We start from the raw sequence: 20,334 nt of genomic DNA on the forward strand, positions 1-20,334 counted from the left end.
GGATCGAAACACAGTATCAGCTTTCAGCATCTTGCCCCCCAAGAGTCGCCCCCCACGCGGGGGCGTGGATCGAAACGGCGACATCATGCGCGGCACCGTCAACGGCTGGACGTCGCCCCCCACGCGGGGGCGTGGATCGAAACCCCGATGACTGGCGTGACAAGCAAGAGGTTGCGTCGCCCCCCACGCGGGGGCGTGGATCGAAACGTCATACCAACGTCGTTGACCCACGACAGGACAAGGTCGCCCCCCACGCGGGGGCGTGGATCGAAACGGAGACACGCCAGCCAAGGCAATGGAGGCGTTTGGTCGCCCCCCACGCGGGGGGCGTGGATCGAAACTGCGTGGCTGCATAAGCCAGCGCAGCCGGGGCAAGTCGCCCCCCACGCGGGGGCGTGGATCGAAACAGAATGACGGTGTCGCCTACCTCTACACAGTCTTGGTCGCCCCCCACGCGGGGGCGTGGATCGAAACGGCGGTTACCGAGACGATCGACGTTGAGGCGCGTATGTCGCCCCCCACGCGGGGGCGTGGATCGAAACCCCTTGGCCTACCGCTTCAGCACTGGCAAGCCGCGTCGCCCCCCACGCGGGGGCGTGGATCGAAACGCTGGCGGCGCGGTCGCGAGCGCTCATCAGCACAGTCGCCCCCCACGCGGGGGCGTGGATCGAAACACAGCAGGCCGCCGTTCGTGAGCACGGCAAGGAAGTCGCCCCCCACGCGGGGGCGTGGATCGAAACGGGGCGAGACCGGCATGCTCCGGCAAGGCGGGAAGGTCGCCCCCCACGCGGGGGCGTGGATCGAAACTGATGCGGATCCGAATCGAACGAGAGGGCATGGCGTCGCCCCCCACGCGGGGGCGTGGATCGAAACGTTGAACTGATCCCGATCTCCGGAAAGGGAGCGCGTCGCCTCCCACGCCGGGGCGTGGATTGAACCTGCTAATCTCGTTCGGTCTACGGCAAAGTGTTCGCCCCACCGGCGGGGCGAGGGCGCGCTTTCATCGGAATGCGCCTCTGGCGCGGTCATGCGCAAAGCGGTGGATATCGCCGCATCCCGGCTTTGAGCGCGGATGTTGATCGTCCAGTCTGGGGTTCTGTTGATCCGCACGCTGGGGGGTAGTGATGGATCTGGAACAGTATTTCGCGCATTCGTCGTCAAATCCGGATACGGCGGATTGGGAGACGTGTCCGGCTCATTTGCAGGCGGTTGGCGATATGGCCGGTGGTTTTGCCGGCAAGTTCGGCCTCAGCCGTCTGGCGATGCTCACCGGGCAGCTGCACGATCTCGGGAAGTTCACCCGGGAGTTTCAGCAATACATTCGCGGGCAGCGCGCCAGGGGGCCGGACCACTCCACGGCCGGCGCGCGCGAGATCATTGGCCTCGCGTCGGCGCCCCATGACAGGCTGTTCGCCCGTGTCGCGGCCTATGGCATCGCCGGTCATCATGCGGGGTTGCCAGATCATGGCCTTGATGAGGGCTGCCTTGAGAACCGGCTGGCGCGCACGGATCTGCCGGCGCTGTTTTCCGGTTGGCGCGATGCGGTGACGGCCGGGACGGCGCAACTGGCGCCAGAGCGTTTCAATCCGTATCAGGGCGCGGACAAAAAGCGGTCGGCGTTTCAGCTCGCGTTCCTCGGGCGCATGTTGTTTTCATGTCTGGTGGACGCGGATCGCCTGTGCACCGAGGCTTATTGCGCCCGGGTGGAGGGGCGGGGGCCAGTCGACCGGGAGTGGCCGCAACTGCCGGAGATTGCTGGCGATCTGGTCGCCGCCTTCGACGCCTATATGGCGGCGAGAGCGGCTTCCATGCCGGAGGCAGCGCGGACCTCGCCGCTTAACCGGTTGCGCAGCGATATTCTGACGCAGGTGCGGGGCAAGGCGACGTTGCCCAGAGGCGTGTTCACGCTCGACGTGCCCACCGGCGGCGGCAAGACCCTGTCTTCGCTGGCGTTCGCGCTGGAACATGCGCGCCATCATGGCATGGACCGCATCGTCTACGGCATCCCGTTCACCTCGATCGTCGAGCAGACGGCCGGCATCATGCGGGCGGTGTTCGGCGATGACGACAACCGGCCGGTGGTGCTGGAGCATCATTCCGGGTTTGATGCGGCGTCGGCCCCCGAGGAAGGCGCCCAGGCGGTTGGCTTCGAGGGTATCCAGAAGCTGCGCCTCGCCATGGAAAACTGGGCCGCGCCGCTGGTGGTCACCACCAACGTGCAGCTGTTCGAGAGCCTGTTTTCGGCGCGGCCGGCGCGTTGCCGCAAGCTGCACAATCTGTGCAATGCCGTGATCGTGCTGGATGAGGCGCAGAGCATTCCGCTCAATCTGCTGCGGCCCTGCGTGGCGGCGCTGGATGAACTCGTGCGCAATTACGGTTGCACGGTGGTGCTGTGCACCGCGACGCAGCCGGCGTTGCTGGCGCCGGATTTTCTGGGCGGCTTTGAACAGGTGACGGAGCTGGCGCCCGATCCGGACGCGCTGCATGCGGCGCTCAGGCGGGTGACGCCACGGCTGCGCGGCGTGCTGACGGATGTGGAGCTTGTCGGGGAATTGGGTGAGAGTCCGCAGGGGCTGGTCATCGTCAACAACCGCGTGCATGCGCGGGCGCTGTATCTCGCGGCAAAGGAAGCGGGGCTCAACGGCGTGGTCCACCTCACCACCCGTCAGACTGCCGCGCACCGGCGGCAAATACTGGCGGACGTGCGCCGGCGCCTGAAAGCCGGGGAGCCATGCCGGGTCATCGCCACCAGCCTCATCGAAGCCGGCGTCGACGTGTCGTTTCCGCGTGTCTGGCGGGCGGAAACCGGGCTCGACAGCATCATTCAGGCGGCGGGACGCTGCAATCGCGAGGGCGAACGTCCGGCCAGCGAGAGCTTCGTTGATGTGTTCACGCCGGCTGAAGTGAAATCGCCGCCGGTGATCCAGCAACTGGCGGCGGCCTTCGGTCGCGCGACATCGGAAAGGGCGGATTTCTTCGCCCGCGACGCCATCACGCTGTATTTCCAGGAGGTCTATTGGGGGAAGGGCGACGGCCTGGATCAGGTCAAGGTGAAGGATCGGGACGGGCGCTCCCAGAACGCGGCCGTGGCGGACCTGTTTGGCGTCAGCGCCGGCCAGCCGGCGTTCAGCTACAGGACATGCGGCGAGGCGTTCCGCTTCATCGAGGACGGCATGGCGCCGGTCATCATCGCGCAGGAGGACGAGCCGCGCGATGCAATCGCCGCGCTGCTGGCCGGAGCCCCGGTGGGGGAGCAGGCGCGCAAGCTGCAATCGTGGATCGTCCAGATTCCGCCGCGTTATCGCAAGCTGCTGATCGAGAACGGCCACGCCAGATTTCTGGACGGCTTCGGCGAGCAGTTCGCGGTGTTGACGCGGGGCGATCTGTACAGCGCGGAGGCGGGGTTGGTGTGGGAACAGGCCGATTCCATGGGGCTGGAGCAATATATATTCTGACCCGCAGGCCCATACTTTGGTTGTAGTTGCCTTGATGTACATGAAGTGATTGTATTTTGGCAAGAATTGCCAGAAATGGTTGGGGGGAATCGTGAGTTACGGCGTGCGATTGCGGGTTCGCGGCAAATTCGCCTCTTTTACCCGGCCAGAAATGAAGGTGGAGCGCGTATCCTACGACGTGATGACGCCGTCGGCGGCGCGCGGAATACTTGAGGCGATCTACTGGAAACCGGCGATCCGCTGGATTGTCGACGAAATTCACGTGCTGAAGCCGATCCGCTTCCAGTCGATCCGCCGCAACGAGGTTGGCGCGAAGACGCCGGCGGCGTCGGTGCGGCGGGCGATGAAATCCGGCGATATCGGCGATCTGACGCTGGTGGTGGACGACAATCGCCAGCAGCGCGCGGCAACCCTGCTGTCCGACGTTGACTATGTCATCTGCGCCCACTTCGCACACACCGGGCGGGCCGGGCCGGATGATACGGACGGCAAGCATCTCGACATCTTCAACCGGCGCGCCCGCAAGGGCCAATGCTTTCACCAGCCGTGCCTGGGAACGCGCGAGTTCCCCGCCGACTTCAGCCTGATCGAAGCGGATGCGCCGATGCCGGAGCCCGGGCCTGAGGACGAGGCGCGCCGGGGGCTTGGCTTTGGCGAGCCGCGCGATCTCGGCTTCATGCTCTACGATATCGATCACGGCGGCGATCGCGCGTCGATGTTCTTCCGGGCGACGCTGGACAGGGGCGTGGTGCGGATACCAGCGCCGGATTCGCCGGAGGTGTTGCGATAGATTTATGAAATACGTTTTAGGAAATTGACATTCCGCGGCAATAGGAAGTTAATTGCGCGGGGGGCCGCTGCCTTTTGTCGCTTCGAAGGTCGGAAGACTGCTGTGGGATAGGTCGCGCCCAGATCTGGTTGTGCCTCTCCTGCGTGAGGCGTGGGTTGAAACCTAAAACGTATGTCATTCGAAAAAGCGGGCGGCGGTCCCGCCTTGGGAGGGCGACGGATGACCATGCTGGCCTCATTGGCCCAGGCCTATGAGCGTCGGGCCGCGCGCGGCGAGGCGCCGCCGTTTGGGTTCTCGCAGGAGAAAATCTCCTGGCTGATTTCATTGCAAGCCGATGGAACGCCGGCGGGCGCGCCCGTGGATCTGCGCGAGGGGGAGGGGCGCAAGCGTAGCCCCAGGTCGCTCCCGGTTCCGCAGCCGGCCAAGCGCACCTCAGGCGTCGCGCCAAACTTTCTCTGGGACAAGACGGCTTACGTGCTGGGCGTCACCGCTGGCGACGGCAAGCGCACGGCGCGTGAGCACGCCGCCTTTATCGATAGCCATCGGGAGTGGCTGGCTGGCGAGAAGGATGAGGGCCTGTCCGCCTTCCTTGGCTTCCTGGACTGGTGGCGACCGGCGCGTTTTACCGAACTGGGCTGGCCGGAGGACATGAAGGACCAGAACGTGGTCTTTGCCCTGGAGAGCGAGCGTCTGGCCAATATCCGCATTCACGACCGGCCGGCGGCGCAGGCCATATGGGCCGGGTTGTCCGGCGGGGGCGACAAAAACACCGCGCTATGCCTGGTCAGTGGTCGCCGGGGACCCGTGGCGCGACTGCATCCGGCGATCAAGGGGGTCTGGGGCGCCCAGTCGTCCGGCGCGTCCATCGTGTCGTTCAACCTCGACGCCTTTACCTCCTATGGCAACGAGCAGGGCGACAACGCGCCGGTGTCGGAGGCGGCGGCAGCCGCCTACACGGGCATGCTTAACCAGTTTCTCGACCGGGACAGCGGCCATCGCCTGCAAATCGGCGACGCCTCGACGGTGTTCTGGGCTGATGGCGATGACGAGGCCGCCAACGAAGCGGCGGCGGAGATTTTCGCTTTTTTCTTCGATGTCGACGACGAGGTTGAGGCGAAGCGGGTTGGCGACGCCCTGAAGCGGGTGCGGGAGGGCCTGTCGGTTCCAGACTGGTCGGCGGCGCTGGCCCCGGGCGTGCGGTTTTATGTGGTCGGTTTGGCGCCGAACGCCGCGCGCATCTCCGTGCGCTTTTATATCGAAGATGATTTCGGCGTGCTGGCCAAGTCGGTGGCGGAGCACCAGGAGAGGCTGCACATTGAGCCGCCGCCGCGCAACACCCTGTCGCTGTGGCGAATGCTGCTGGAGACGGCGACGCTGCGCAAGCGCGAGAACATTCCGCCCAATCTCGCGGGCGACTGGATGCGCGCCATCCTCAGCGGCGCACCCTATCCGCTGACGCTGCTCAACGCCGTGCTGATGCGCATCCGCGCCGATCACAACATCAACGCCACCCGCGTGGCGATGCTCAAATCCATCCTGATCCGGAACTTTGATGTGGGGGCTCCCGTGGCGCTCGACCCAACCTGTAAGGACCCGGGCTATGTGCTCGGCCGGCTGTTCGCCGTCTACCAGCAGATCCAGTATGCGGCGCTGGGCGACGTCAACGCCTCGGTGACTGACAAATATTACGGCGCCGCCGCCGCGCACCCGCGCAAGGTGTTCACCACCCTCGCCAGCCTGTCGCAGAACCATCTGTCGCGACTCGGCAAGCAGCAGCGCGGGCGAATGGTCAATCTTGAGCGGGACATCGCTGGCATCATGGAGATGATGGAGCCATCGTCCGACCCGTTCCCCGCCAATCTCTCCGACAAGAGCCAGGCGCTGTTCGCCCTCGGCTACTACCACCAGCGCAACAAATACTTCGCCAAATCTGACAAGGCCGCTGAAGCCGACGCCGAGGGGGATGACGCCTGATGACGACGCTCGCCAACCGCTATGACATTGTCTTCCTGTTCGAGGTCACCAACGGCAACCCCAATGGCGATCCGGACGCCGGCAATCTGCCGCGCATCGATCCGGAGACCAACCACGGTCTCGTCACCGACGTGTCGCTGAAGCGCAAGATTCGCAACTATGTGGAGCTGGCGAAGGGTGCCGAGCCGGGCTACCGGATTTACGTTCAGGAAGGCTCCATTCTTAACGAGCGCCACCGCGAGGCCTACAAGGCGAAGCGCCCCGGCGACGCCAAGGTGGACAAGGAGAAGAAGCTCAACCCGCAGAGCGACGACGAGGCGCGCGCGGTCACTGGCTTCATGTGCGAGAACTTCTTCGACGTGCGCACCTTTGGCGCGGTGATGAGCACCGGCATCAATGCTGGCCAGGTGCGCGGGCCGGTGCAACTGGCCTTCGCCTCATCGGTCGAGCCAATCATGCCGATGGAGATCACCATCACTCGCATGGCCGCCACCACAGAGAAGGAGAAGGCGGACCGGGACAAGGAAGACGGCGAGGGCCGCACCGAAAACCGCACCATGGGCCGCAAATATATCGTGCCTTATGGGCTTTATCGCGCCCACATCTTCGTCAACGCCAGCCTCGCCGGGCGCACCGGCTTCTCCGAAGCTGACATGCAGTTGCTGTTCGAGGCGCTGGCCAACATGTTCGAGCATGACCGGTCGGCCGCGCGCGGCGAGATGACGGCGCGCAAGATCATTGCCTTCAAACATGGCTCAACCCTTGGCAACGCCCCGGCGCACCGGTTGTTCGACGCGGTGAAGGTGCTGCGGAGCGTCGACGGCGACAGCTACGATCCGGCCAGCCGGCGGCTGGACAATCTGCCGCCGCCGCGTCGCTTCGCCGACTATGAGGTGGCCATTGACCGCGCGGCCATTCCCGATCAGGTGGAGGTGCTGGAAATCCTCTGAGCCGGGAAACGTCGGGCAGAGGCGGTCGTCGCCGCTTTTGCCGCTGCGTTTGCGCCATCGACCCAGGAGGTCGCCGTCGTGGATCAGACGCCGGAGCCCATCGCCATCTCGGCCCTGCAGCATGCGGTGTTCTGCCTGCGGCAGGCGGCGCTGATCCATGTGGAGCAGTTGTGGGCGGACAACCGCTTCACGGCGGAGGGGCAGGTGCTGCACACGGCGGCGGACCGGCCGGGCGTTCGCACGCGCGGAGCTGTCCGGCATGTGCGGGCCATGGCGCTGGCCTGCCGGCGGCTCAATCTGGCGGGTGTCGCCGACATGGTGGAGTTCCACGCCGGGCCCGATGGCGAAACGCCGTTTCCGGTGGAGTACAAGCGCGGCAAGCCGAAGACCCACCGGGCCGATGAGGTGCAATTGTGCGCCCAGGCCCTGTGCCTTGAGGAAATGACCGGCCGCCCGACGCCGGAGGGCGCGCTGTTTTACGGGGAAACCCGCCGCCGCGTCGTGGTTCCGTTCGACGCCAGCCTGCGCGAGCTGACGGAAAGCACGGCGCTGGCCTTCGGGGCCGTGCTCGCTTCCGGCCGCACGCCGCCGGCGCAATACAAGGCGTCGCGCTGCCGGGCCTGCTCGCTGATCGGGCTGTGCCGGCCGACGGTGGCGGGCAAATCGGCGCTGGCGTTCCGGGCGGCGGCGGTTGGCGGCGCGTTGGAGCAGGGGCCTGACTGACACGGGGCGAGGTCAGCCGCGTCGCGGGCAGATAGCCCGTGGATCGGGAAAGGCGTGGCGAAAATCCGGCGCGGCAGGAGCGGGTTCCGTTCTGGCGGCGTGATCCAGAACGGGGCTTGAAACGCCGGTTGAGAGGCGGATCAATGAAGAAGCTGCTCAACACCGTCTACATCACCACCGAAGGCGCCGCCTTGCGCAAGGACGGCGAGAATCTGGTGGCCGAGATCGACGGCGTCGAGCGGGGCCGCGTGCCGTTTCACATGCTGGGTTCGGTGGTGGCGTTTGGCGCCGTGCTGGTGACGCCGCCGCTGATTCAGGCCCTGGCCGCTGGCGGCGTCAGCATCGTTCTGCTGGATCGCATTGGCCGGTTTCAGGCGCGGATCGAGGGGCCGGTGTCCGGCAACGTGCTGTTGCGCCGGGCGCAATACCGGATCAGCGACGACTCCGAGGAAATCGTCCGCAGCATCGTCTGCGGCAAGGTCGCCAACCAGCGTGTGGTGCTGCAACGGGCCCTGCGCGACTATGGCGAGACCATGCCGCCAGAAGCCACGGCCGCCATCGCCGCCGCCGTGGACCGGCTGGCGCGCATCCTGCGGCGGGCAGCCCTGGCCGGCGAGAGCGCCGATGTGCTGCGCGGCCATGAGGGCGACGCCGCCCGGACGTACTTCTCCGTTTTCGGCCATCTGGTGCGCGCACCGGATGAGCAGGTGCGTTTCCTTGGGCGCAGCCGCCGCCCGCCGCTCGACCCGGTCAACGCGCTGCTGTCGTTTCTCTACACATTGCTGGTGCATGACTGCCGCAGCGCGCTTGAGGGCGTTGGGCTTGATCCGGCTGTCGGCTTCCTTCATCGCGAGCGGCCGGGCCGGCCGTCGCTGGCGCTGGATCTGATGGAGGAAATGCGGCCGGTGATGGCGGACCGGCTGGCGCTGTCGCTGCTCAACCGCCGCCAGGTGAGGGCGCGGGATTTCGAATGGCGCGACGGCGGCGCGGTCATGCTGACCGAGGATGGCCGACGTACGGTGCTGACAGCCTGGCAGGAACGCAAGAAGGAGGAGCGGCGCCATCCGTTCCTGGAGGAGAGCGCGCCGTTGGGCCTGGTCCCGCATCTGCAGGCATTGCTGCTGGCGCGGCATTTACGCGGCGATCTCGACGGCTACCCCCCCCTGGATCTGGAAGTAAGCCATGCTCGTGCTCGTGACTTATGACGTGCGGACCAGCGAACCCGGCGGCGCCGGGCGCCTGCGGCGGGTGGCAAAAGCTTGCCGGGACTTCGGCCAGCGGGTGCAGTATTCGGTGTTCGAAATCGAGGTCGATCCGGCGCAATGGACCCTGCTGCGCGCCAGGCTGGAAGGATTGATCGATCCGGAGCATGACAGCCTGCGTTACTACTTTCTCGGCGCCAACTGGAGCCGGCGCGTCGAGCATGTGGGCGCCAAACCGGCGACCGATCTCAACGGGCCGTTGATTATCTGAGCCGACGACATGGGCCGGGGCCACTGTCGGCTGGAGCTATTTTGAGAAAGCAGGGTTTTGTAAAGAAAATGCGCCGAGCGGATGAACCGGGACATTACCCGCGAGCTGGTCTTCACTGGCGCCGCCGTGGAACCGCGCCGTGGGAAACCCGGCGGCATGCGCCGGGTTTCCTGTCCGCCGCAGGCGATATTCCCGCCTGTAGCCTGCGCCGTCATCCCCTGAAGGCGCCGGAGTCCTGAAGGCGCCGGAGTCCGTCAGTCCAGCATCTTGATCGCCGACCAGTCGTCGTTTTCAAAGCGCGCCAGCTCAAAGTTCTTCAGGGGCGAATAGTCCTGTGGCGTCGTGGCGAAGTTCACGCCGGGCAGATTGATCGGCGCCGTCATGTCGGTGAGATTGGTGGCGACTTTCAGCAGGTTCGCGCGCGTGAGGTCATCGCCGCAACGGGTGAGCAGTTGGTGCAGGACATTGGCCATGGAATAGCCCATGAAACCAACGTTATCACGCTTGTCCAGGTTGGGCAGATGGGCGTCCAGCAGCGCCAGATAGTCCTTCACCGCCGGGTCGTCCTTCCAGCGCGCGCTGGAAACGTTGCGCGCCGCGCGCAGGCCCATGACCCCCGTCGCCGCTTCCATGCCCGCAGGCTTCAGCAGTGAGTTGGTTGACGAAATGCTCATCAGATACTGGGCCGGTCGCCAGGCGCTTTCACGCACCTTGCGCAAGGACTGGGAGACGAACTTGCCCATGGTGAGGTTGACGAACACGTCGGCGTTGGAGCTGGCCAGTTTCACCACCTGGGAGTCGACGGTGGGGTCGGCGGTTTCATACGTCGTCTCGGCGACGATCATGGCTTTGGCGCGGTCGCCCAGTTCGCCTTTGAAAGCGGCGACATAGTCACGGCCCATCTCGTCCATCTGCTGCAGAATGGCGATTTTGGCATCGGGCGAGGCTTGCAGCAGGTGGCGCGCCAGCGCCCTGGCCTCGGTGGCGTAGAGGGCCGAGCCCGGCGTGGTCCAGGGAAATTCCTTCGGATTGTTGAAGCGCGTCGCGCCCGTGCTGATCATCAACTGCGGGACTTTGCGGCCGTTGAGATATTTCTGCACGGCGGTCTGGCAGGCGGTGCCGGACGAGTTGAACATGGCGAGCACCTGGTCGCTCTCCACCAGACGGCGCGTCGCTTCGACAGTTTTCGGCGGGCTGTAAGCGTCGTCGACGGCGATCAGCTTCACCTGGCGGCCATTAATTCCGCCCTGCTTGTTGAGGCGCTCGAAATAAGCCATCTGCACGCGGCTGGACACGCCGACATAGGACGCCGGCCCGCTAAAGGGCGCCGTCTGGCCGATGCGGATTTCGCGATCGTCGGCGCCAACGTCGTACGCGCCTTTGGCGAAAGCTGGCAAAGCGACGCCGCCAGCACTGGCGACGGTCGCCAGGCCAGCAAGGCGAATGAGGTCGCGGCGGGACAGGCGAGCGACGCGGGCTGTGGTGTCTGACATGAATTCCCCTTTTGGAAAACGATCTTTCATCCGGAAGACCGGACTGTCGCCGGGCGGGGGACAGATAGGCGTTGATTGCCCATTAGCGCAACCTGTTGACGTTTTTCGGGTCGGATTTCCCCTGGATACCGGGTCGCGGCCAGCTCCTGGCCTGTCCTGGCGCGTTTCTCCGGCGGTGGCGGGCGCTTCTGGATGCGTCGGCCCGCAGCGACGCCAGATGCCGGGATTTTGTGCATCGGGCGTTCAACCGGAACAACACGGGGCCGCCAGGAGTTATCAGGTGTTTGGGGAAGGGGCATGCGGAACTGGGGGCGACGCACATGACCCTGTACGGCAACCTTTCCAATGAAGAGGCCGTCGACAAGGTCTGGGAGCTTGTCGACGCGATTGGCGTTTGCATGCTGGTGACGTGGGACGGAGAGCGTCAGCGCTCCAGGCCGGTCGCCGCGCGGCCAAACCGTGAGCGCCACGCCATCTACTTTCTCACCGATGAAGCAAGCGCCAAAAAGGACCAGATACACCGCTTTCCGCAGGTGTCCCTGAACTTCGCCGACCACCAGAGCAACAACTATCTGGCGATTTCCGGTTGGGCGGATGTGGTCGACGATCGTATCATGATCCAGGAAATTTTTAGCGTCGCCGATCGCGCCTGGTGGGCGTCGCCGGATGACCCGGCCATCCGGCTCATCACGGTTCAGCCCGAGGACGCCGAAATCTGGGGTGGCCTGGGTCGGCTGCGCGCCGCGGTGGCGCTCCTGAAGGCGGCCATCTCCGGCGCCAATCCGCGCCTTGGCGACAGTCGCAAGGTGAGCGGACTGTAGACGAGGCGCTTTTCAGCAAGGTTTCGCTGCCTTGTTCCGTGCTCGCGCGCAACGCCTGGCGCCGCGCAGACAACATCGGTCAGATCGCCCTCCTGGGCTGAACCATGACGTCCTGATGCGCGCTGGCCAGGGCGCAAGGCGGTTGCAGTCTGCTGCGGCCATCCTGCGGGAAGAGCGGCATGGAAAACGCCAGCTGGAGATCATTCGAAGGGGCAAGGCGGCGGTCGCTCCAGACAGGGAGCCAGACAGGCCCCCGCCAGAGCGCCGCCATGTGACGTTGCGCGTTGGTGACGTTGCGCGTTGTATCGAACTCGCCGCGCCCAGGTCAGGCTTCCTCTTGATGAAATCCGCCTGTATCGATGCTCCGGATATTGCTCCCTGCTTGTCAGGGATGCTGATCTGGACAGGACAGGCAGTGATGGATGCGCTGCATGGCCGGGGATCTCGTCTGCCGGGCGGTTGGATCTGGCGGCGCGTTGTCAACATTTTCTCGGGCGAGATCCATGAGCTTGGACGCTGCGTATTATCTTCAGGTTCTTTATCTCATCGCCATCGTGGCCGAAGCGGTGACGGCTGCGCTGGTGGCGGGGCGACGCTCCATGGACTGGATGGGCGTCGCCATGCTGGGGCCAATCACCGCCCTGGGCGGCGGCTCCGTGCGCGACGTTCTGTTGGGCCGGCATCCCCTGTCCTGGGTCGAGCACCCGTCGTATCTGCTGATCACCGCGGGCGCGGCCCTGGCCACCATCGCGGTGGCCCGTTACATGCATCATCTGCGCAAGCTGTTTCTGTTCCTGGACGCCATTGGCCTGGTGGTGTTCACGGTGATCGGCTGCAACATTGCCATCGCCATGCACATGCCGTTCATCATTGTCATCGCCTCCGGCATGATCACCGGCTGTGTTGGCGGCGTGCTGCGGGACATGTTGTGCGCTGACATTCCGCTGCTGTTCCGCACCGAGCTTTACGCAACGGTCTCGATCGTCACTGGCGTGCTGTACGTGGGGGGGCAGATCGTTGGCTTGCCCCATGACGCGGCGACAGGGATCGCCATGGCCGTCGGCCTGAGCCTGCGCATGCTCGCGCTGCGCTATGGCTGGAGCATGCCCAAGTTCGTTTACACCCATACATTGCACTGACGCGGCTGGAAGCCGCTCACCCAGGCAATCGCGAGGCGCGAGTTGGGCTGGGAGCGCCGCCGACGACCTGCCGATGGGCGCGGTTTCTGTCCCGCCAGATCGCGGAGACGCGGACGGACCCGCGATCTGCAAAGCCGGCGTGTGCACGCTCTTGCGGGCGTGCCTTGCGCTCGCCTGGTCCAACCAGGGTCTGTTCACCAAAATCCCGTGAGGCGGCGCGGGGTGACGGTGGCCAGGGGCCGTTGACGTCAGGCAGGCGCGCGCAGGGCCGCGAGCCTGTCGATCTGGCTCCAGAAACTGCTGATGGTGTCGTCAATGATCTGCTGCGCCGTTTTGATTTCCCTGATCAACCCCGAACTTTCGCCCGCGGCTCCCGAGGTGCCGTCGACATCGCCGTTCACATACAGCCGGTCGATAATGTCCTTGTACGGAAGTTGTTCGCGCTCACCTTTCAGCACCGCCTCGGCGTAAGCGGTTTTCAGTCCACGCATGCGGGCGCCAGGCGGATTGTCGATCAGGGCCGTGCCGGCGCTGGGCGCCGCGACGATGGCGCGTTTGTAGTTCTCGTGCACCGGACTTTCGACTGACGCGACAAAACGCGTGCCCATGGTGACGCCTTCGGCGCCCAGGGCGAAGGCCGCCGCCATGCCGCGACCGTCGACCACGCCGCCGGCGGCCACCAGCGGCACGTCCACCGCCTCGCGCACCGCCTGCAGCAGCGCGAAGCTGTGCACCTCCTCAGGATTGCGCACGCCGGCGCTTTCGGCCCCTTCGACGATCAGGCCGTCCACGCCGGCGTCCACGGCTTTTTTCGCGCCGTACAGGGTGGCGGTGGCGTGGTAGACCACCACGCCGGCTTCCTTCAGGATGCGCACGTACCGGCCAGGGTCGCCCGCCGACGTGGTGACGAAATGGATCTTTTGCTGCAGGAGCCAGTCAATGATGGCCCGTTCTTCCGCCGGATCTTCTTTCAGGTAGCGCACCGGCAGGTTGACGCCGAAGGGCGCGTTGGTGGCGGCGCGAATGGCGGTGAACTCACGCGTGGTCATGGCAAGATCGCGCGAGGTGCTCTCCAGCAGCCCGAAGCCGCCCGCCGCTGACACCGCCGACACGAGCGGCGCCCGGGCGATCCAGGTCATCGGCGACTGGAAGATCGGAAAACGGGCGCGCGTATGCGCAACCACGCGGTTACCCTCGAACATGAACGTCTCTCCCTGATGCAGGCCCTCTTCGGGGACGATTTTTGGGGGGGTGATTTTGTGATTTATATCTGGCCGCGATGATGGCGGCGGATGCGCCGTCTGAAAAGCCCGGGCGGACGCATGCGGCCAGATGGACACGCGTTCTGCGAATCCACCGCTGGCGCAGCGGGCAACCTTGCCTCACAAGCCAAATATTGATACCCGACGATCAAGGCGCGGGCATCCCGCGCCGGGCTGCCAGCGCCCCTGCTGGTCGCCCTGTGGGCCGGCGTAGCACAGCGGTAGTGCAGCGGTTTTGTAAACCGAAGGTCGGGAGTTCGATCCTCTCCGCCGGCACCATTGGTTCCCTGACTGATATTTCCGGGATTTTGTTTCACGCGGGGTCCGTTTCGGCGGCGGCCTGCGCGCATGACTGATCTTTTGGTCCATGGGGCCGGCCGCGTCGGGAAAGCGCCTGAACCGCGCGCTGTATCCAGCAACAGCGCAACGGCGCGGCCTGATTCCCGATTTCTGGCTAGCCGGCGCTTCCCGAATGGAACCGGTCCATGCATTCGCCAGGCGAATGGCGCCCGGGCCATTATGAAAATGGCGCGCAATGCTTTTATATATACAAATCAGATTATCAGAAAAAAGAATCGGTCACTGCAGGGAGGCCGCTCATCGTGTCGAATATTCCGGATACATTGCACATTCATCCCTTCGCCAGTACGATCGGCCTCCGTATTGATGAGCGCAGCCCCGAACGTAGCGTTTGCTCCATCGAGGTGACGCCCGATATCCACCACAACCCCCACCGGGTTACCCACGGCGCGGTGCTTTACGCGCTTGCCGACACAGGCATGGGAATGGTGCTCTATCCGACTCTCAACAAGGGGGAATCGTGCGTCACCATTGAGATCAAGATCAATTATTTCCGCCCGGCGCCTGCGGGAATTATCCGCTGTGAGACGGTGATCCTCAATCGGGGGCGCACGATCGCAAATCTCGAATCGCGTCTTTATCTTGCAGACAGGCTGATTGCCCAGGCGAACGGCAATTTTGCCATCCTGCAACCAAGATAAAATCTCCGCAGCCCGGCTCAGATTGGCGCGGGTTCTTCGGCAATATTTTCATTCAACGCATTCCAGTCGTGGCCTTGCCTGGTGGGCCCGCCCTGCCGGTCGTGCGCCAGTACTGGCATGTGGCCAGTTTCAGCCGCGGGGCGTGCGCCGGGCTTTCCAGCGTCGGGTGGGGCTGCCATGATCCGCGCCAACACGATGGCGACCGCTCCCGCCGGCTGGATTGGAGCGACAGGGGAGGCAACGGTGGCGCCGCAATACGTCACGACAGAGCGCGGGCTGGGGCCGGAAGGCCGGATCGCGGTCGTTACCTTTGATCGCCACGATGGCGTTAACGCGCTATCGCCCGATGCGCTCAGGCAACTCACCGATGCGGCGCGCAGTTTCGAAGATGATCCCGTGACCTCGGTGGTGGTGTTGCGGGGCGGAGCCATGGCGTTTTCCGCCGGCTTTGATCTGAAAGACCCGGAAGGGCGCTCGCGCGCGGACATGAACCTCGGTGACCTGCGCCGGCATCTGCGACTGGGGCCGCGCCTCACGCGCGCCTGGCATGACATGGACCAGATCACTATCGCGGCGATCGAGGGCTTTTGCATTGGCGGTGGAGCAGCGCTGGCCGTCGCGCTCGATTTCCGGGTGATGGCGCGCGACGCCCATATCCGCGTTCCGGAAATTGGTCTTGGCATGAACATGAGCTGGCAGAGCGTGCCGCGAATGCTGCACCTGATTGGGCCAGCGCGCACCAAGCAGGCGGTCATTCTGGCGGATCAGCGCATTCCGGCCACTGAGGCGCGGGAGTGGGGGCTCGTGGAAGAGCTGGCGGAGCCAGGCCATGCATTCGACGTCGCCATGGCGCTTGCCGAAAAAGTCGCGGCCCAGCCGCCGATACCCACCGCCATGACCAAGCAGACGGTCAACCGGCTGACCCATGCCCTTGATGATCTGGCCAGCCACATGGACGTGGACCAGTTTGCCCTGGCCAGCCTCACCGATGATCATCGGGAGGGCGTCGATGCGTTTCTCCAGCGGCGGAAACCGCGCTTCCAGGGTAAATAGGCCGCCGGCAGCGCGCTATCGGCGAGCGGGTGGGCGTTCAGGGGCGTTCCTGGTCGTTCTTGGGCTACGGAAGCGGCGCGATGATTTTGGGTGCGCGCTGCGCAGCGGTTCGGGCATGCCGCGCGGTGGTTTGGACGCGTCGTGCGACGATTTGAGATTGTCGCGCGCGCGTCAGCCGGCAGCCCGTGCGGCGGCGCTGCCGCACTGCCGGCCTGAGTACAGGCATCCGCCGAGGAACGTGCCCTCCAGGGCCCGGTATCCGTGCATGCCGCCGCCGCCAAAGCCGGCGGCTTCGCCCGCCGCATACAGGCCCGGGACGATCTGGCCCTCCTCGCCGAAGACGCGGCCGTCCAGGTCGGTTTCCAGGCCGCCCAGCGTCTTGCGGGTGAGAATGTTGAGCCGCACTGCGATCAGCGGGCCATGTTTGGGATCTAGCAAGCGGTGTGGCGCGGCGGTGCGGACGAGCTTGTCGCCAAGGTAGCGACGGGCATTGTGAATGCCCATGATCTGGCTGTCCTTGACACAGGAATTGCGCATCTGCAGGTCGCGGGCCTCCACCTCGCTGCGCGCCTTTCCAGCGTCGAGCAGGCCGTCGCCAGCCAGTCGCTGCATGCCGGCGAGCAGGTCGTCGAGATTGTCGGCGACGACGAAATCGGCGCCATGCTGCTTGAACGCCTCGACCGGACCTGTGGCGCGCTTGCCGATGGCCCGCCGGGCCACCAGCCGCCAGTCGCGCCCGGTCAGATCCGGATTCTGCTCGGAACCGGAAAGAGCGAACTCCTTGCGAATGATCGACTGGGTGAGAATGAACCAGGAATAATCAGCGCCGGTCTGGCGCAGATACGCCAGCGTCCCCAGGGTGTCGTAGCCGGGATAGTACGGCGCGGGCAGGCGGGCGCCGCGCGCATCCAGCCACAGGGACGAAGGGCCGGGCAGGATGCGGATGCCGTGATCAGGCCAGATGGAATCCCAGTTTTGCAGGCCCTCCACGTAATGCCACATGCGGTCGCCGTTGATCAGCCTGCCGCCGGCGGCCTCGGCGACGCCCAGCATGCGGCCGTCGACATGGGCCGGAACTCCAACGACCATGCGCGCCGGCGGCGCGCCCAGCCGGGCTGGCCATGCCTTGCGCACCAGCTCAGGATTGCCGCCGATGCCGCCGCTGGCGACGATGACCGATGGGGCGGAAAAGGCGAAATCGCCGGTGATGTCGCGGTTGCTGCTGACGCCCCGGGGCCCGTCGTCGTCGGCCAGCGCCACGCCGCTCACGCCGGTGACGGCGCCGCCGGAGCGTATCAGTCCATCCACCCGATGGCGGAAGCAAAACCGGATCAGACCGCTGGATTCGGCGACCAGCGCCCGGCGTGTGAACAGTTCCACCACGCCTGGGCCAGTGCCCCAGGTGACATGGAAACGCGGAACGGAATTGCCGTGGCCAAGGGCGCTGGCGCCGCCGCGTTCGGCCCAGCCGACGATTGGGAAAATGCGGTGGCCCATGGCGCGCAGCCATGCCCGTTTTTCGCCCGCCGCCCACGCCACATAGCTCTCGGCCCAGCGCCGCGGCCAGTGATCCTCGTCGCGATCGAAACCGGCGGAGCCAAGCCAGTCCGCCCAGGCGAGTTCAAGGCTGTCGCGGACGCCCAGACGGCGCTGCTCGGGGGTGTCGACGAGAAACAGGCCGCCGAGCGACCAGAAGGCCTGGCCGCCAAGGTTTTGACGCGATTCCTGATCAAGCACGATCACCCGCTTGCCAGCGTCGGCCAGCTCCGTGGCGGCGACAAGGCCGGCGAGGCCGGCGCCCACGACAATCGCATCCGCATCCGCCATGGCGCTTCTCCCCCACAAGGCGCATGAACCGGGGCGAGTGTGGCGTGTGGCGCCTGCCGCAGCAACCTGTGCTTTGGCAGGGACAGGTGAGGAGGAATCACAGGCATTGGCGCCCCTGCACAACGGAGATGGCCTGCATGTGTGCTTGCGCACGTGCAGGTTCGCCGCGGCGACCTAGCCTGGCGATTCCCGGCGGCTTTTCCAAAGCCCGGTCGCTGACGCCTTCAGGCCTCTGCGCTATGGCTGTCCTGGCCGCCCTGTCCGGGCGGTCTGTTCTTGCCGCAGGCTTTGAGGTTTCATACCGGGAGAGCGGTTACGCCCATGTCGACCAGTCCTTACAGCGCGTGTGTCTCAAGGCGGCTTGCAGCTGAAAGAAAAAGGGATGACGCGCGAAATGCGCGGGCCGAGACCAACCGTCTGGCGAGACGGCAGTCTTTCCAGGCGGCGGCGGACTGGCTGGAAAGCGCCGTGATCGCAGCGGTTGACCGGTGCGTCGCCGGTTCCGGCGGAGCTGTTCAGATCGATTGCCGCAGCAATTTCGCGTCAGATGGGGAAGACGCCTACAAGAATGCGCACGTGGTGTTCTCCATCAGGGGAACAGCCGGGGCGCCGGTGACGGAATACGAGGTGTTCGTGGCGCACGGTCTCGTATCGGTTCATCGGATCCGCAACCACATGCGCCGGCCGGTGATCATTCCAGGTTTCACGGGGCCGCAACTGGTGGGCGCAGCGTCCAGCGACTTCGGCGCGGCCATCGTACGCCTGGCGCTGGATGAAGGCGAGGGCGGCGCGTAACGCGTTCTCCGGCGAAGCGGGCGCCGCTCCGCCGGAGGTTGTCTGCGCGGGCGTGCCGGATCAGCCGGGCGGCATGGCGGTGATGCCCCGCCGGACCAAGGATTCCCAACCTTCCTCCGCCGTATCGGCATATTCGAACAGCTTGAGATCTTCGGGGGAAATCGCGCCTTCTTCGGCCAGAGCGTCAAAGTTGATGATCCGCTGCCAGTAAGATTTGCCGAACAGCACGATAGGGATGCGCGGCGCCTTGCCGGTCTGCTGCAGGGTCAACACCTCAAACAGTTCGTCAAGCGTGCCGTAGCCGCCAGGAAAAATGGCCAGGGCGTTGGCGCGCATCGCCAGGTGCATCTTGCGCATGGCGAAATAGTGGAAGCGCAGGGTCAGCTCTGGCGTGGAATAGGGATTCGGGTGCTGCTCGTGTGGCAGGGTGATGTTGAAGCCGATGCTGGGGGCGCGCACGTCCGCGGCGCCCCGGTTGGCGGCCTCCATGATGCCCGGGCCGCCGCCCGTGGCGATGACATTGTCGCGCCAGCGGTTTCTGGGCGCAAAGGCGCCGCCGCGCTCCGAAGCGATGCGGGCAAATTCGCGGGCGGTGTCGTAGTAGCGCAACTGGCCGCGCATCCACTGCACGCGCTCCAGCTCTTCGGGGGCTTGGGCGGCGGCTTGCGCCGCCTCAACCTGCTCCGGGGAGGGGATGCGGGCGCTGCCGAACACAATGATGGTGGAGCGGATGCCCCAGTCCCGCAAGGTCAGTTCGGCCTTGGCGAACTCAAGCCCAAACCGGAACGCGCGCATCTCGTCGCGCAGCAGGAAATCCGTATCCTCCACGGCAAGCATGTAGCTTTTTGACAGGCCATTGCCGCCTGGCGCCCCGCCATTCTCCACGTCCTTCACCATAAGCCGTTCAGCATCCCTTGATGTGTTGGTCAGTTCATTCCAGCGCATGCCCTGTGAAACCTGGCCCACCGGGCACGTGCTGGTGGCCGGGTTCCGGCGCGCGCATCCCCATTTTCTCAACGAAACGTAGATTTCACTTTTCTTGACAATGGTCCAGCGCCTGCCTGGCGAGCGCGCCGGAATCGCGCGCCGCCCACCGGCGGGCGATCAGGTTTCCCGAAAACGCGAACCACTCGATCGCCAGCAACTCATAATGCTTCCCTGTGGGCTCATGCCCGGCAAGTCCGCGAAATGCCCCAACAAAACGGCCGGTTTCGTGAAGCAGCGCCGCCGCCGTCGCGCCGTCACTGACGACGCCAGAAATTTCCAGCCGCATGCACGTGTTTTCATGCAGTTCGCGCCAGATGGGTATGGCCCCATTGACAGGAACCCAGCCGGGCACGCCGCGGCTATTGGCGTCTGGCGTAAACAGGGCGCGCGGGGGTTCCCGGTCTCCGGCGTTGAACGCCGTCACATGGGCGTCGACCCGTTGTCGCCCGGCCACCATTTTCTCCGCCGTTGCAGATCCTTGCGCCATATCCGGGAGGGTCCCCTTCGCCGGCCAACCTGGCGGCACTCTGAAGCGTGGGGAGGAGAGCGTCAATCAGCCGGCGGCGGACCCGGACCAGACCGCGAACAGGT

General features: G+C 65.3%; 17 protein-coding genes, 1 tRNA gene and 2 CRISPR repeat arrays (1 of these 20 running past the window's edge). Of the genes, 13 read left to right on the top strand and 5 right to left on the bottom strand.

The window, feature by feature from the left end:
- A CRISPR array of direct repeats spans positions 1–275; the repeat unit is 32 nt; unit sequence GTCGCCCCCCACGCGGGGGCGTGGATCGAAAC; it begins 1,806 nt to the left of the window's first position.
- A 100-nt stretch (positions 276–375) separates the two neighbouring features.
- A CRISPR array of direct repeats spans positions 376–939; the repeat unit is 32 nt; unit sequence GTCGCCCCCCACGCGGGGGCGTGGATCGAAAC.
- Positions 940–1,124: 185 nt separating this feature from the next.
- The 7 genes from cas3 (at position 1,125) to cas2 (ending at position 9,365) form a co-directional block, all read left to right on the top strand.
- Positions 1,125–3,455: a CRISPR-associated helicase Cas3' gene (gene cas3, locus IE243_RS02475; RefSeq protein WP_191317725.1), complete on the top strand. Its 2,331-nt coding sequence runs from the start codon at positions 1,125–1,127 to the stop codon at positions 3,453–3,455.
- Positions 3,456–3,546: 91 nt separating this feature from the next.
- The gene (gene cas5c / locus IE243_RS02480) at positions 3,547–4,245 is read left to right on the top strand and encodes a type I-C CRISPR-associated protein Cas5c (protein WP_191317726.1); all 699 of its coding nucleotides are present in this window, start codon (positions 3,547–3,549) and stop codon (positions 4,243–4,245) included.
- Between the two features lie 219 nt (positions 4,246–4,464).
- Complete coding sequence (gene cas8c, locus IE243_RS02485) at positions 4,465–6,219, top strand: type I-C CRISPR-associated protein Cas8c/Csd1 (protein WP_191317727.1); 1,755 nt, start codon at positions 4,465–4,467, stop codon at positions 6,217–6,219.
- Entirely contained in the window at positions 6,219–7,169 is a 951-nt protein-coding gene (gene cas7c, locus IE243_RS02490) for a type I-C CRISPR-associated protein Cas7/Csd2 (RefSeq protein ID WP_191317728.1), read from the top strand. Before cas8c ends, cas7c begins: the two co-directional genes overlap by 1 nt.
- A gap of 78 nt (positions 7,170–7,247) precedes the next feature.
- Positions 7,248–7,892, top strand: a complete 645-nt coding sequence (gene cas4, locus IE243_RS02495) for a CRISPR-associated protein Cas4 (RefSeq protein ID WP_191317729.1) — start codon at positions 7,248–7,250, stop codon at positions 7,890–7,892.
- Positions 7,893–8,035: 143 nt separating this feature from the next.
- Complete coding sequence (gene cas1c / locus IE243_RS02500; RefSeq protein WP_191317730.1) at positions 8,036–9,097, top strand: type I-C CRISPR-associated endonuclease Cas1c; 1,062 nt, start codon at positions 8,036–8,038, stop codon at positions 9,095–9,097.
- On the top strand, positions 9,075–9,365 hold the full coding sequence (gene cas2, locus IE243_RS02505) for a CRISPR-associated endonuclease Cas2 (RefSeq protein ID WP_191317731.1): 291 nt from the start codon (positions 9,075–9,077) through the stop codon (positions 9,363–9,365). Before cas1c ends, cas2 begins: the two co-directional genes overlap by 23 nt.
- A gap of 254 nt (positions 9,366–9,619) precedes the next feature.
- Here the strand turns inward: cas2 and IE243_RS02510 are convergent, their stop codons facing one another.
- Positions 9,620–10,858 carry an ABC transporter substrate-binding protein gene (locus tag IE243_RS02510; protein ID WP_191317732.1) on the bottom strand — a complete coding sequence of 413 codons (1,239 nt, stop codon included), beginning with the start codon at positions 10,856–10,858 and terminating at the stop codon, positions 9,620–9,622.
- Positions 10,859–11,178: 320 nt separating this feature from the next.
- Here IE243_RS02510 and IE243_RS02515 point away from each other — a divergent pair, with 320 nt between their 5' ends.
- Together IE243_RS02515 and IE243_RS02520 are read left to right on the top strand one after the other, a co-directional pair.
- Positions 11,179–11,679 (top strand): pyridoxamine 5'-phosphate oxidase family protein, encoded by a 501-nt coding sequence (locus IE243_RS02515; RefSeq protein ID WP_191317733.1) that lies wholly within the window; start codon positions 11,179–11,181, stop codon positions 11,677–11,679.
- Between the two features lie 503 nt (positions 11,680–12,182).
- A complete protein-coding gene (locus IE243_RS02520; RefSeq protein WP_191317734.1) occupies positions 12,183–12,818 on the top strand; it encodes a trimeric intracellular cation channel family protein in 636 nt (211 codons plus the stop codon).
- 248 nt (positions 12,819–13,066) lie between these two features.
- On the opposite strand, the gene IE243_RS02525 is transcribed toward IE243_RS02520, so the two are convergent.
- The gene (locus IE243_RS02525; protein WP_191317735.1) at positions 13,067–14,020 is read right to left on the bottom strand and encodes an NAD(P)H-dependent flavin oxidoreductase; all 954 of its coding nucleotides are present in this window, start codon (positions 14,018–14,020) and stop codon (positions 13,067–13,069) included.
- 264 nt (positions 14,021–14,284) lie between these two features.
- Here IE243_RS02525 and IE243_RS02530 point away from each other — a divergent pair.
- The 3 genes from IE243_RS02530 to IE243_RS02540 all read left to right on the top strand — a co-directional run bounded on the left by IE243_RS02530 (position 14,285) and on the right by IE243_RS02540 (position 16,134).
- A tRNA-Thr gene (locus IE243_RS02530) sits at positions 14,285–14,359 on the top strand.
- A gap of 206 nt (positions 14,360–14,565) precedes the next feature.
- The gene (locus tag IE243_RS02535) at positions 14,566–15,081 is read left to right on the top strand and encodes a PaaI family thioesterase (protein ID WP_191317736.1); all 516 of its coding nucleotides are present in this window, start codon (positions 14,566–14,568) and stop codon (positions 15,079–15,081) included.
- Positions 15,082–15,276: 195 nt separating this feature from the next.
- Positions 15,277–16,134: an enoyl-CoA hydratase/isomerase family protein gene (locus IE243_RS02540; RefSeq protein WP_191317929.1), complete on the top strand. Its 858-nt coding sequence runs from the start codon at positions 15,277–15,279 to the stop codon at positions 16,132–16,134.
- A 171-nt stretch (positions 16,135–16,305) separates the two neighbouring features.
- Here the strand turns inward: IE243_RS02540 and IE243_RS02545 are convergent, their stop codons facing one another.
- Positions 16,306–17,961 (bottom strand): FAD-binding dehydrogenase, encoded by a 1,656-nt coding sequence (locus IE243_RS02545; RefSeq protein ID WP_191317737.1) that lies wholly within the window; start codon positions 17,959–17,961, stop codon positions 16,306–16,308.
- 468 nt (positions 17,962–18,429) lie between these two features.
- On the opposite strand from IE243_RS02545, the gene IE243_RS02550 reads away from it, so the two are divergent.
- Positions 18,430–18,756: a hypothetical protein gene (locus IE243_RS02550; protein WP_191317738.1), complete on the top strand. Its 327-nt coding sequence runs from the start codon at positions 18,430–18,432 to the stop codon at positions 18,754–18,756.
- A gap of 60 nt (positions 18,757–18,816) precedes the next feature.
- On the opposite strand, the gene IE243_RS02555 is transcribed toward IE243_RS02550, so the two are convergent.
- Positions 18,817–19,653, bottom strand: coding sequence for an LOG family protein (locus IE243_RS02555; RefSeq protein WP_191317930.1), 837 nt, complete (start codon positions 19,651–19,653; stop codon positions 18,817–18,819).
- A 133-nt stretch (positions 19,654–19,786) separates the two neighbouring features.
- Positions 19,787–20,230: a nuclear transport factor 2 family protein gene (locus tag IE243_RS02560; protein WP_191317739.1), complete on the bottom strand. Its 444-nt coding sequence runs from the start codon at positions 20,228–20,230 to the stop codon at positions 19,787–19,789.
- Between the last annotated feature and the right edge of the window lie 104 nt (positions 20,231–20,334).

It is taken from the genome of Camelimonas fluminis, from assembly GCF_014656355.1.
Classification (GTDB): Bacteria; Pseudomonadota; Alphaproteobacteria; order Rhizobiales; family Beijerinckiaceae; genus Camelimonas; species Camelimonas fluminis.